General features: G+C 56.1%; 12 protein-coding genes. 10 read left to right on the top strand and 2 right to left on the bottom strand.

The genetic code is table 11. The features are described 5' to 3' along the window. Nucleotides 1–69: 69 nt before the first annotated feature. Nucleotides 70–1,677: a glycosyltransferase family 39 protein gene (locus V6P94_RS14925; RefSeq protein WP_338647348.1), complete on the top strand. Its 1,608-nt coding sequence runs from the start codon at nucleotides 70–72 to the stop codon at nucleotides 1,675–1,677. 162 nt (nucleotides 1,678–1,839) lie between these two features. On the opposite strand, the gene V6P94_RS14920 is transcribed toward V6P94_RS14925, so the two are convergent. After that, nucleotides 1,840–2,799 carry a transposase gene (locus V6P94_RS14920; protein ID WP_326397315.1) on the bottom strand — a complete coding sequence of 320 codons (960 nt, stop codon included), beginning with the start codon at nucleotides 2,797–2,799 and terminating at the stop codon, nucleotides 1,840–1,842. A gap of 359 nt (nucleotides 2,800–3,158) precedes the next feature. On the opposite strand from V6P94_RS14920, the gene pnuC reads away from it, so the two are divergent. The 8 genes from pnuC (at nucleotide 3,159) to V6P94_RS14880 (ending at nucleotide 9,371) form a co-directional block, all read left to right on the top strand. Beyond that, nucleotides 3,159–3,722 (top strand): nicotinamide riboside transporter PnuC, encoded by a 564-nt coding sequence (pnuC, locus tag V6P94_RS14915; protein ID WP_133079596.1) that lies wholly within the window; start codon nucleotides 3,159–3,161, stop codon nucleotides 3,720–3,722. After that, nucleotides 3,719–4,273 (top strand): AAA family ATPase, encoded by a 555-nt coding sequence (locus V6P94_RS14910; protein ID WP_133079595.1) that lies wholly within the window; start codon nucleotides 3,719–3,721, stop codon nucleotides 4,271–4,273. The genes pnuC and V6P94_RS14910 overlap by 4 nt, the downstream gene beginning before the upstream one ends. Nucleotides 4,274–4,635: 362 nt before the next feature. Continuing rightward, nucleotides 4,636–5,076, top strand: coding sequence for a hypothetical protein (locus tag V6P94_RS14905; RefSeq protein ID WP_133079594.1), 441 nt, complete (start codon nucleotides 4,636–4,638; stop codon nucleotides 5,074–5,076). Nucleotide 5,077: 1 nt separating this feature from the next. Beyond that, nucleotides 5,078–5,653, top strand: coding sequence for an adhesin (locus tag V6P94_RS14900; RefSeq protein ID WP_133079593.1), 576 nt, complete (start codon nucleotides 5,078–5,080; stop codon nucleotides 5,651–5,653). A gap of 69 nt (nucleotides 5,654–5,722) precedes the next feature. Then, on the top strand, nucleotides 5,723–6,490 hold the full coding sequence (locus V6P94_RS14895; protein WP_133079592.1) for a hypothetical protein: 768 nt from the start codon (nucleotides 5,723–5,725) through the stop codon (nucleotides 6,488–6,490). A gap of 63 nt (nucleotides 6,491–6,553) precedes the next feature. Further along, entirely contained in the window at nucleotides 6,554–7,243 is a 690-nt protein-coding gene (locus V6P94_RS14890) for a C39 family peptidase (protein ID WP_133079591.1), read from the top strand. A gap of 45 nt (nucleotides 7,244–7,288) precedes the next feature. Next, entirely contained in the window at nucleotides 7,289–8,029 is a 741-nt protein-coding gene (locus V6P94_RS14885) for a hypothetical protein (RefSeq protein ID WP_133079590.1), read from the top strand. 46 nt (nucleotides 8,030–8,075) lie between these two features. Next, nucleotides 8,076–9,371 carry a transporter gene (locus tag V6P94_RS14880; protein WP_133079589.1) on the top strand — a complete coding sequence of 432 codons (1,296 nt, stop codon included), beginning with the start codon at nucleotides 8,076–8,078 and terminating at the stop codon, nucleotides 9,369–9,371. A 49-nt stretch (nucleotides 9,372–9,420) separates the two neighbouring features. Here the strand turns inward: V6P94_RS14880 and V6P94_RS14875 are convergent, their stop codons facing one another. Then, the gene (locus V6P94_RS14875) at nucleotides 9,421–10,746 is read right to left on the bottom strand and encodes a sigma 54-interacting transcriptional regulator (RefSeq protein ID WP_133079588.1); all 1,326 of its coding nucleotides are present in this window, start codon (nucleotides 10,744–10,746) and stop codon (nucleotides 9,421–9,423) included. A gap of 331 nt (nucleotides 10,747–11,077) precedes the next feature. On the opposite strand from V6P94_RS14875, the gene V6P94_RS14870 reads away from it, so the two are divergent. After that, nucleotides 11,078–11,344: a hypothetical protein gene (locus V6P94_RS14870; RefSeq protein ID WP_095000290.1), complete on the top strand. Its 267-nt coding sequence runs from the start codon at nucleotides 11,078–11,080 to the stop codon at nucleotides 11,342–11,344. Nucleotides 11,345–11,358 lie beyond the last annotated feature (14 nt).

Genomic DNA, 11,358 nt, shown 5'->3' with positions numbered 1-11,358 from the left:
GATCACGCCGCCATTGGTAACAATGGCGGCGTTTTTTTTGCGTGCTCCGAGGAGTCAAGGAGACTCGACATGCCTGCCGATTTCACCCCCACAGCCCTGCTCACCCTACGCAGGCAATCCCTGATACTGGGCGCGCTCGCATTAGTGCTGTTTATTCAGGGCAACCATCAAGAGGCGGCGATCGGTTTTGATTCGCGCTTTGTCATGTTTGCCAACGAAATGCTGCGCAACGGTCCCGGCTTTTTCCCGACGACCTATGGCCAGCCCTACGCCGACTACAGCGCAACCTCGACCGTGTTCACCTGGTTGCTGTCGCTGCCCTTTGGCAAAGTGACCAGCCTGACGGCGTGGCTGCCCACGGCCATCGCCAGCGCAACCCTGGTGACGTTGATGTATCGCCTGGTTGCACCGCGATCCACACTCTGGGCGTTGGTCAGCGTGGCCCTATTGTTGCTGAGCATGACCTTCGTGACCGAAACCCGGGCCGTTTCCCTGGACCAGATGCTGGCAGCCGTCAGTTTCAGCGCGTTCTATCTGGCTTACGCCCACGACAACTTCGGGGCGCCACGACGACATGTCTGGCTACTGGCTCTGCTGGTGCTGGGCTTTGCCATTCGCGGCCCGATCGGCCTGGTGATTCCCACCGGTATCCTGTGCAGTTACTACCTGCTTGGCGGCCAATGGCGACGCCTGATCAGCGTTGGGCTACAAGCGCTGGCGTTGTTGATCGCGTGCATTGGCACATTGCTGATGCTGGCCTGGCTCAGTGGTGGCGAGGCGTTTGTCCACGAAGTGATCCGCATGCAAGTCACCGGGCGCATGGACGGCACCGAAGGCGCAAGCAGCGTGCTGTATTACTTCACAAGCTCCGTGGGCAACTACGCCCTGGCTTACCCGCTGGCCGTGGTGGTGCTGGTGGCAATCCTGATTGCCGGGCGCAAACAGTCGGGACCGTCGCTGCAACTGGTCAAATACTGTGTGGCGGCCGCGTTGGTGGTCATGATCGGCCTGTCGATTCCTCAAGCGAAAAAAGCCCGCTACCTCCTGCCCATGTTGCCAATGGCCGCGATCATTGCGGCTTATCCGTTTCAAGTCATGAGCGGTCGGGTGTTTGGCGTTTTACGTTGCTTTATTCAAGGGCTGTTCTTGATCCTGCCGGGCTTGCTGATCATCGGCCTGATCGTTGCAGGCAAGCGTTTTGGCGAGCAGTTGCCGCCCTTGACCGCTACCTTCGTCATCCTGGCGGTTCTCCAGGTTCTGGCCCTGGGCCTGTTGTTCAAAGCCCGGTGGCGCACTCAAGGGTTGGCGGCGTGTGCCGTGCTGGCGCTGTGGAGCAGCTATATCACCGTCTTTGAACCGGCAGAGCGCACTCTGTATGACACGCGCACCTTTACCCTCAAAGCCCTGCAACTGATCGATCAGGCCCCGGCGCCCGTGGTGCTGCACGGCATGGGCAAAGACGCCAAGGCGATCAAATTCATGGTCAACGTGGACCGGGATCTGCTGCCGCTTTTCACCCAGTCACCTGCAGAGCTGACAGCACTGCGCGCACCGGCCTGGATCGTGATGGACAGAAAGGACTATGAGGCCTTGCAGGGCAGCGAGCCGGGCAGCATTGCACCGGCACTGAGCGGGCGCTTCGACAAGAATGATTACGTGCTGCTGCATTTGCGTTGATCGCGACAGGCCGTTTTGCTCGCTCCCACAGGGTCGGCGCAATACCTGTGGGAGCAACTGTCATTGAGGATTTATTTTCAAATAATCCTTTCGGACATGGCTTCGCCAGCGATACCGCGTAGCGGTATTACTGGCGAAGCCCTCGCTTCAGTAAAGTGCCCCTCATTTGTTATCAAAATGCGGGGCCTGAGATTTCTTCTCCCTCCAACCCGTGCCATCTCGCAGCATTGCGTTAAGACGAATCAATAGCTTACGCATGCATGCCACAACAGCGACCTTCGCAAGCTTGCCTCGCGCTCGCAGAGCCTCATATTCGGCTTTGACTTGCGGATCGTGCTGAACCATTGACCAGGTCGACATATAGGTTGCGCCACGCACTGTATAGCGCCCGCCCTCGATTGATCGGGGGCCGCTCTTCTTGCCACTATCGTTGTTGTAGGGCGCTAACCCTGCCAAAGCCGCAATCTTGCGTCCCGACACGGTTCCGAGCTCAGGAAGAAATGCCATGAGCGTTCCGCAGGTGATGGCTCCGATCCCTTTCACCGACCTCAGTCGCCTGGCTTTCTCCTGATCCAGCACGGTCGAGGCATCTTCAATCTCCTTACCCAATGACTTGATCTGGCCCTCCAGGTAAGCGATGTGATCGGTGTAAGTGGATATGGCTCTAGCGCATGTGGTTTGCTTCATCCGGCGCTTGTCGCTGTCTCGGCTCTTGACCAAGCTGCCTCGCAGCTTGAGCAATTCGCCCAGCTCATCCCGATCCTTATTCGGTTCAACATGCGGCAAGTCCTCGAAATCTCTCGCAAACTTCGCCAGCATCTGAGCATCGATCTTATCGGTTTTAGCTATCTTGCCCATAGCTCTCGCATAGTCGCGAGCGCGTTTGGGATTGACGCGAAAGACATTCAAACCCTCCAACCGCAAGGCTCTGAGCAATGCCCTTTCATAGCCGCCGGTGGCTTCAAGCAAGATCCGCCCCACCTCAAGCTCGTTCAGGCATGTGATCAGCCGAGTGAAGCCCTCAAGGTCATTACTGACCTGAAACTGTGGGTAATTTGCAGGAAGAAACCCCACATCCACAGTCGCTTTCGAAACATCGAGACCAACGTAGTAGGAAATCATCGCCAAGTCCTCTTACACTCAAGAAGTGAGAGCACTCTGACCTATCCCTAGCTTGTGATTTCGAGTTTGCCGCTCATGCAACTGTTCGGGCTTCTGGTCAGAGTGAGAGGTGGATGGCGACTTGGCTCCCACTCGTGCTTTAAGCACCGCTGGCTTTCAGTCTGCCATCCACTGCTCTCACCCTTCTGAGTTTAAGAGACCTTGAAGACACAAGCTGGCTTGCCTGCGATGCAAACGCTGCGGTCTGTCAGGTTGAACCCAGTGATGCCATCGCGAGCAAGCCCGGCCCAGCTATTAGCAGCTACAACCCCCACAAATAGGTACAATTCCCGCCCTTCACTTTCTTCCAAGGAATCCCAATGTCAGGGCTTGAACTGTTTGCCGCCGCACTCGGCGTCATCGCCGTCTGGTTAACAGTCAAACAAAACCCCTGGTGCTGGCCCATCGGCCTGGTGATGGTGCTGCTGTACAGCTGGATTTTTTTCGAGATCAAACTGTATTCAGGCATGCTCCTGCAGGTGTTTTTTGCCGTGCTGCAAGTCTATGGCTGGTGGCAGTGGACCCGCGCAGGCTCGCAACATGAAGGCCGCGTGGTTTCTCGACTCAGTGCCTTGCACGTGCTCTTCGGCCTCGCTATGGGCGTCATAGGCAGTGCTGCTTTGGGTGCTGCAATGGCCCATTGGACTGACTCCAGCTTCCCTTGGCCTGACGCCACGTTGACCGCTTTCAGCCTGGTCGCACAAGTGTGGATGGCGCAAAAACGCCTTCAATGCTGGGCGCTGTGGTGTGTGATCGACGTGCTCTATATCGGCTTTTTCGCCTGGCAGGATCTGTACCTCACGGCCGGCCTTTACGCGCTGTTTACCGTCATTGCCATTCAAGGCTGGCGTGACTGGCGCCGCGACCCGGCGCTACGCACATGAAGGTGGTCGTACTGGCAGGGCCGGAATCGAGCGGTAAAAGTTGGCTGGCAGCGCTGCTGCAAGAGCGTTTTGGCGGCATTCTGGTGGGCGAATATGTTCGCTACTTTATCGAGCAAAACCCTCGCGACACCTGCCTGGCGGATATTCCACAGATCGCTCGCGGCCAGCTCGAATGGGAAGACCAGGCACGTGCCAAACGGCCCGAACTGCTGATTCTGGATACTCATTTGCTGAGTAACATCCTGTGGAGCCAGACGCTGTTCGGCGACTGTCCGGACTGGCTGGAAACCGAGCTGCTAAAGCGCGAATACGATCTGCATCTGCTGTTGTCCCCTGACGATGTGGAATGGACCGCTGACGGCCAACGTTGCCAACCCTCACTGGTTGAACGCCAGGCATTTTTCAGGGCCAGCCATCAATGGCTGACAGACCACCACCAACCCTTGCAAGTCATCACGGGCGATTGGCAGGCTCGACAACAACACGCCTGCGAGGCGGTCAATAAATTAATGAGCGCTCAGGAAACTTATTCAATAAGTATTAGTCAGTAAGTTATAGCCCACTAAAAAGTGCAATTCATTAACCAACAACTTAATGGATTCAGCACTTTTAATATGTCCACTGCTGTTACATGCAACCCCCCGCAACACCGCTAAAACACCGACCTGCGGCATAAACACGAATAGTGTAACGCTCATGAAACAGGCCCTGTTGGCCTCTAAAAATAGCGCCTGCCCAACAGATAAAGGCGCTGACCGGCTCCTTGTTATCTCACGCTCGTTACACTTCGGCTCAAGCGGAATTGCCATCATGCTGCCAGCTATTGTTTTACAACGTTAATTCAAAAGCGGCACAGCTCATGCTCTTTCCTTATCACGCTGGCTAGGGCCAGCGTCGAAAAGGGAGCACAGTCATGGGGCACTTATATCGTGGTAACCGTTACCTGCTGATGGCTTGCAGCCTGAGCGCCTTGATGGGCGTGTGCAGCGCAGTACAGGCCGCAGGTAGTGGCGAGATAGTGCTTGTACGTACTGTCCAACCTCAGCCGGTGGGCACCCCCGCCATGCATCCCGATCCCGACCCTGTTACCGCCAATGCCAGCCCTCTGGCACAAGTGATGGGCGGTACCCGCGAACTCAATGATGGCGATTTTGCCGGTGTCAGCACCGGTACCTCGATCAGGCACACCATGATGCCCAATGGCAACAGTCTGCCAGGGCTCAATACCAGCAACGGCCTGCCAGGCATGACCAACGGCCATGGCGGTGGGAGCGGCGGCACCATTTCCGACACCATCGGCAACAGCATCAGCCAGGGTATGCGTCCGCTCTCTATATTGAGCCAGGGGAAATAACATGACTGCCTACAGCCTGCCTGTGGTGATTGCCGCCCTGCTTGCCAGTTCAAGTGTGCTGGCGGCCTCTGACAACAACGCCGAGATCAACAACTCGGGTGCCAATTACCACGGCAACGTCACCATCAACCAGGCTGCGGGCGACCAGCAGCAACAAGTCAACATCCGCGCCATTGCCATCGGTACCGAGGCCAAAGCCTCAACGTCCGTTACCCAGAAAATCAATACCCCGGCCGACCCTTCGCTTAATGCCAAGGCAGTCATTGGCGGCAACTCTTTCAGTAATGGCAGCGGTGTGATCGGTATCAACCAGTCCGCCGGAGCCAACAACCAGATGGTCAATACCGTGCGAGTGGGCATCAGTGCCCAACCGCAAGGTATGGACGACAGCGCCCTGTCACAACAGAACGTGGCGCTGGTACCAAACTCGGGAACCGCAACCCCCGCCAGCGGCAGTCGCCAGGTCGTTACCAGCGATCAGGCCTTCACCGGCAGCCGAGGGGTGGTGCAGTTGAACCAGAGTGCAGGGGTGGGGAACCGCATGGCTAACACCCTGAATATACGGGTTGCTGACTGACCCGATAACAACGCAGTGCAATTAGAAAGTGCCAACACTTAACACACTAATGAAGCACGGAGAATCACCATGAAAACTTCAATCGCTCTGAAACCTCTTGCTTTCGCCATTGCCACTTTGGTGGCCGTATCAGCGCACGCATACGGCCCACCAGCTCCACCAGCCTATACACTGGACCCAAATGCAGCGGCGGCAGCTGTTGTGATTGACGTGCAAAACAGTCACAACAACAAAGTGACCAACAAAGCGATCAAAAACACCGCAACCGTCAAAGACTCGGTCAAAGGTGCTGAAGGCAACATGGGCGTCAACGCCGCCGCTGGCTCGGGCAACCAACAAGACAACGCCGTTGCGATCGCAACCGCTGACGAAACGTTTGTCTTTGGTACTGCTGCGTCCCTGACCAGTGCAACCCAGACCAACAGTCACAACAACGATCATAACTACGGCACCCAAAACAACGCCATGCTCAAAAGCTCGGGCAATGGCAGTTCAGGCAACGTGGGTATAAACGTGGCTGCGGGCGACTTCAACCAACAGAAAAACAACCTGGCCATCGCCGTATCCAACGGCCGCATCGCTTCCGCAGGCGCAACTGCCAACCAAACCTCCAATAACCTGTCGGTTATCAACGAGGCTGGCGCGTCCTACCTGAGCAATGTGAACACCTGGGGCCCAAGCTGGAGCCACAACAAAACCCCGGTCATCAACAACGCCACCATGGACCATTCGTTCAATGGCATGTCGGGTAATGGTGGTGCCAACATCGCGGCTGGTGTAGGCAACCAACAAAGCAACTCGCTGTCCATCGCTGCAGGTTGCAAAGTCTGCATGTAATAGCGACGGTAAAGGAGGGTCTCGTTTACGAGACCCTTTCTCTTCATACAAGGCGTATCAATCATGCGTATTGTCGCCCTCGCCCTCATGCTTGGCTTGACCGGGATCACCGGGATGACCCAGGCCGCACAAATGTCCGTCGCCGCCATGCCTGGCGGCAATCTGGTTTTCAAACAGGTACAGAGCATTCGTGAGCGGCGCTTCAAGGACATCGTCGAACAAAAGACCGACTTCAGTTGCGGCGCAGCAGCACTGGCCACCGTATTGCGCCAGGCCTACTGGCTGGACGTCGACGAAGACCAGATCATCAAAGGGATGCTGAAGAACGCAGATCAGGACCTGGTGCGCGTTCAGGGTTTTTCAATGCTCGACATGAAGCGCTACGTTGAAAGTATCGGCATGCGCGCCCGGGGTTACCGAATTCCTGCGCAAAGCCTGGAGAGTGTGAACATCCCCGTGGTGGTACTGCTGGAGATCCGTGGCTACAAGCATTTTGTCGTCCTGCAACGCACCCAGAAAGACTGGGTTTACATCGGCGACCCTGTACTTGGCCACAAACGTTATTCCCATGACGATTTTATCAAAGGCTGGAATGGCATCGTGTTTGCCATCATCGGCCCCGGTTACGACAAAACCAACGCCCTACTGTCGCCCCCTGCTCCGCTGACAGCTAAAAACCAGCTGGACGGGTTCAGTCCGGTAAAAGATGCAGAGCTCATGGACTTTGGTTTTATTCAAAGCGACTTTTTTTAGGTGCGCCAAGCATGACTACGGAGCTGCGCGCTCCTGGAGCAGCACATGAAAACTCCAATCTGGCTGATTGCCGCCTGCCTGGCGGCCAGTCTGCCCGCCCAGGCCGCATCGACCTTTAAACCGGTCGAATTGAAAGACAATGAAATGTCCGAGTTGCGTGGACGTTATGTCATGCCCGGACGAATCATCAGTTTCGGCATCGTAATGAACAGTACCTGGACCAGCAGTAATGGCGGCGTAGTGGGTGCCAGCACCTCCATGTATGTGCAAAACACCATTGAGCCCAAGTTCTATGTCTCCACTTACAGTTCTGCCGGTAATGGCCCCACCGGTTCACCCGGTACCGGCTCGGTGACCGGAGGCGTGGGCTTGACCACGGGCCAGGGCGTGACCCAGAGCGTGCGGGCTGCGGGGGATTACAACAGCGCTTACAACAATGTTGATATCAATGTGACCGAGGCCAATCAGGCACCTGCGGTTAACCAGCAAGGCGTGTTGCTGACCGCCAACAACCCGATTACCCAAACAGGCGGCGCAGGCAACTTGACGGTGTCTGCCGTAAACGGAGGCATCCAACTAGCGATCCAGGCTAACAACAATCAAGGCAATTCACTGCAACAAATAGCCCAAGGGGGCGTATTGCAGAGCACAACACTGTTGGGGGGCGGCAACATGGTTAATAACATGACCCAACTGAATGTGGTGTTGCGCAATAACATGCCCAGTCCCGGTGCACTCGATTGCAATCTTAGTCAGCTAAAAGGACTACGCAATATGGGATATTGAACTACGCTCAGGTCCTACGACTTGGCTTATCTGGACGGCTTATTTCATGCACCGATCGTTTACCTTTCGCGCAGTTGTATGCATGAGCACTATTTTCCCATCAGCACTGCTGTATGCAGCACCTGGTTCGGACGTAGAGCTACTAAAACAAGAATTACTGGAGCTACGCCAACGTTACGATCAGCAGCAAAAAGCCCTGGCTGTGCTTGAGCAGCGTGTTCGTCAAGTGGAAGACCAGCCCGCAACACCTGCTCCCCGTCGCCTGGCCAAATCTCCAGCCGACATGAAAGGCAATCAGACAGTTGCAGGCGCCAGTACCACAGGCGCAGCCGTTGCTGCAGGCGGCAGTTCCTACGGGACCGCCTTGAAGGATGACTCCGCACCGGCCCAGAGTGTGGTCAACCTGTACGACGAAGCCAGCGGCTTCTTCGGCGGTGGCAAGTTCAGTTTCGAAACAGGCGTTACCTATTCCCGTTATGACACCCGCCAACTGATCCTCAACGGCTTCCTGGCCCTGGACTCGATCTTTCTGGGCAACCTGAACCTGGACCGGATCAAGGCCGACAACTGGACGCTGGATCTGACCGGCCGCTACAACCTGGATAACCGCTGGCAGTTCGACGTCAACGTACCAGTGGTCTACCGTGAATCGACTTACCAGTCCGGTGGTGCCAACGGCGGTGATGCCCAGGCGACTTCCGAGCAAACCGTCACGCGTGACCCGACCATTGGTGACGTCAACTTCGGTGTCGCCTACAAGTTCCTCGATGAGTCGGTAAACACCCCGGATGCGGTGTTCAGCGTGCGGGTCAAGGCCCCTACCGGCAAGGATCCGTTCGGGATCAAGCTGGTTCAGTCGCCTGACAACACCAACGTATTCACCCCTGAAGACCTGCCAACCGGTAATGGTGTGTGGTCCATCAGCCCGGCTATCTCCCTGGTCAAGACCTTCGACCCGGCCGTACTGTTCGGTACCCTCTCCTACACCCACAACCTTGAAGAGTCGTTTGACGACATCAGTTCAACGCAAAATCTGAAGCAGCCTGGCAAGGTCAAACTGGGTGACAGCTTCCAGATTGGCGCGGGTGTGGCGTTCGCCCTCAACGAGAAGATGAGTATGTCGTTCTCGGTGTCTGACCTGATTCAGAAAAAGAGCAAGCTCAAGCAGGATGGCGGGGACTGGCAAACAGTCACCACCAGTGATGCCAACGCAGGCTACTTCAACGTCGGCATGACGGTTGCCGCCACCAACAACCTGACCATCGTGCCAAACCTGTCGATTGGCCTGACGGATGATGCACCGGACTTCACCTTCAGCCTGAAATTCCCGTACTACTTCTAAGCCGCACAAAAAGGCCCGCCGCGTTCAAACGCGGCGGGCCTTCTGTTTTTCAGCGGATATTGTGCTTATGCAACAACCGGTAAAACGTAGGTCGCGACACCCCCAACACCCTCGCTGCCACACTCAGGTTATCGCTATGGCGGTGTAACACCTCGCACAGGGCCTGGCGTTCCGCGCGGTCCTTGTACTCTTCAAGTGTGCTCATTTCACCGACAAACAGCGGGCTTGAGTCCAGCCCCAGGTCATGGGCCTCGATCTGGCGACCTTCAGCCAGTACCAATCCACGGCGCACACGGTTGGCAAGCTCGCGCACATTGCCGGGCCAGCCGTGATTGCCCATGGCAATCAATGCATCATCACTGAAACTGCGCGGCCGACGCCCCGTCTCCAGGCTGTAGTAACGGGCAAAGTGACTTGCCAACATGGCCAGATCGCCATGACGTTCACGCAGTGGCGCCGTGATCACCTGCAATACATTCAACCGGTAGTACAAGTCTTCCCGAAAGCGCCCCCTCACAATGGCGGCTTCCAGATCGACGTGAGTGGCCGCAAGAACGCGCACATCGACCGGGATCGGCTGACTGCCACCGACCCTCTCAATGTGTTTTTCCTGCAAGAAACGCAACAGATTGGCTTGCAGCTCCATCGGCAGATCGCCGATTTCATCCAGAAAAAGCGTGCCGCCATTGGCCGCCTCTATCCGTCCGATCTTGCGCTGGTGAGCGCCCGTGAACGCGCCTTTCTCATGGCCGAAGAGTTCCGACTGAATCAAATGATCGGGAATGGATCCGCAGTTGATCGCGACAAAAGGTTTGCCATTGCGCTGGGATTGCCGATGCAGGGTGCGCGCGACCAGCTCTTTACCGGTACCGCTTTCACCCCGAATCAAGATGGGAGACTGGGTGGGGGCAAACTTGCTCAAAATTTTGCGCAGATCGCGCATGGATCGGCTGTCTCCGAGCAGCTCATCCTCTTGGGGCAAAGTGAGCGGTGAAGCCTGACCCCGCAAGCAGGCCATGCCAAAGGCCCGGCCAAGCGTGACCTGAACCCGCGAAACATCGAAGGGCAAGGTGTGAAAGTCAAAAAACCATTCACAAACAAAGTCCCCCACGTTCTTCAGTTTAAGGACGTCGGGGGTCAGCACCGCAATCCACTCGGTGCCGCTGCGACTGATCATGTCTTTAACCGCTTCAGGACGCTCGAGGTGGGACGGCTGAAGCCGGAACAGGCCAACATCACACGAACGGTCAATAACACCTGCCAGCGTGCAGCTGTCTACCGACCAGCCTATGGTTCGCAAACCAGGGAGTATTTCATGGCAATCTTCACAGGGATCAACGACCAGCAGACGTCGGGGAGATGACATCGTGAGCATGACTGTTCCTTGGCGCCAAAAAATTAAAAAATCAATAAAAACAGTCCTTTGTTCCATCCAAGCGTAACGTTAGCAAGGCTGTGGGAGCTTTCAGGATCTTTTCTTTATATCCCTAATAGCCAATTGAGCGGTGTGCACTCAATTGGATAATCAAAAGGGTGTTTGCGAGCGCAAAAAATTGATTTGGATCAGTCGGGTAAAAAAACTTTTAAAAAAGTAGGAAAAGTGTGTGACCTGATGCCGGTCTGAGGTCATCAGTACAAGTAAGCAACCGAACGGTAAGCCCAGCCGACGGTTAATCATTTGATGGGCATACTTGAGAGAAAACCCTATGAACGCCCCGCTCCGTTTCAACGAAGCACTTTTGATTGCCGGCCACGCCTTTGAACCGTTTCAATGCGTCGCCTGGGCTGCACAAGATGGCCACGGCGAGTTGAGCCTGACGGTCATTGACCGCACCAACACCCGTATCGGCCGCAAACAGATCCCGCGCAGCGCCTGCGCAGACGCCGCCCAACTCGAAAGCCTGCTGGCTCAAGCCCGCGCCGAGATCAGCAGCGAAGGCTACACCCTGCAACCCTGGGTAATGCCTGCATAAGGCTGCCAGATTGC

Origin of the sequence: Pseudomonas sp. ML2-2023-3 (assembly GCF_037055275.1) — a bacterium.
Taxonomy (GTDB): domain Bacteria; phylum Pseudomonadota; class Gammaproteobacteria; order Pseudomonadales; family Pseudomonadaceae; genus Aquipseudomonas.
The sequence above is the reverse complement of the archived record's forward strand: the minus strand, read 5'-3'. Positions and strand labels throughout refer to the sequence as shown.

Excerpts from the sequence above, each read along its gene's own strand:
- V6P94_RS14925 (WP_338647348.1), top strand. The coding sequence starts at position 70 with ATGCCTGCCGATTTCACCCCCACAGCCCTGCTCACCCTACGCAGGCAA.
- V6P94_RS14920 (WP_326397315.1), bottom strand. The coding sequence starts at position 2,799 with ATGATTTCCTACTACGTTGGTCTCGATGTTTCGAAAGCGACTGTGGAT.
- pnuC (WP_133079596.1), top strand. The coding sequence starts at position 3,159 with ATGTCAGGGCTTGAACTGTTTGCCGCCGCACTCGGCGTCATCGCCGTC.
- V6P94_RS14910 (WP_133079595.1), top strand. The coding sequence starts at position 3,719 with ATGAAGGTGGTCGTACTGGCAGGGCCGGAATCGAGCGGTAAAAGTTGG.
- V6P94_RS14905 (WP_133079594.1), top strand. The coding sequence starts at position 4,636 with ATGGGGCACTTATATCGTGGTAACCGTTACCTGCTGATGGCTTGCAGC.
- V6P94_RS14900 (WP_133079593.1), top strand. The coding sequence starts at position 5,078 with ATGACTGCCTACAGCCTGCCTGTGGTGATTGCCGCCCTGCTTGCCAGT.
- V6P94_RS14895 (WP_133079592.1), top strand. The coding sequence starts at position 5,723 with ATGAAAACTTCAATCGCTCTGAAACCTCTTGCTTTCGCCATTGCCACT.
- V6P94_RS14890 (WP_133079591.1), top strand. The coding sequence starts at position 6,554 with ATGCGTATTGTCGCCCTCGCCCTCATGCTTGGCTTGACCGGGATCACC.
- V6P94_RS14885 (WP_133079590.1), top strand. The coding sequence starts at position 7,289 with ATGAAAACTCCAATCTGGCTGATTGCCGCCTGCCTGGCGGCCAGTCTG.
- V6P94_RS14880 (WP_133079589.1), top strand. The coding sequence starts at position 8,076 with ATGCACCGATCGTTTACCTTTCGCGCAGTTGTATGCATGAGCACTATT.
- V6P94_RS14875 (WP_133079588.1), bottom strand. The coding sequence starts at position 10,746 with ATGCTCACGATGTCATCTCCCCGACGTCTGCTGGTCGTTGATCCCTGT.
- V6P94_RS14870 (WP_095000290.1), top strand. The coding sequence starts at position 11,078 with ATGAACGCCCCGCTCCGTTTCAACGAAGCACTTTTGATTGCCGGCCAC.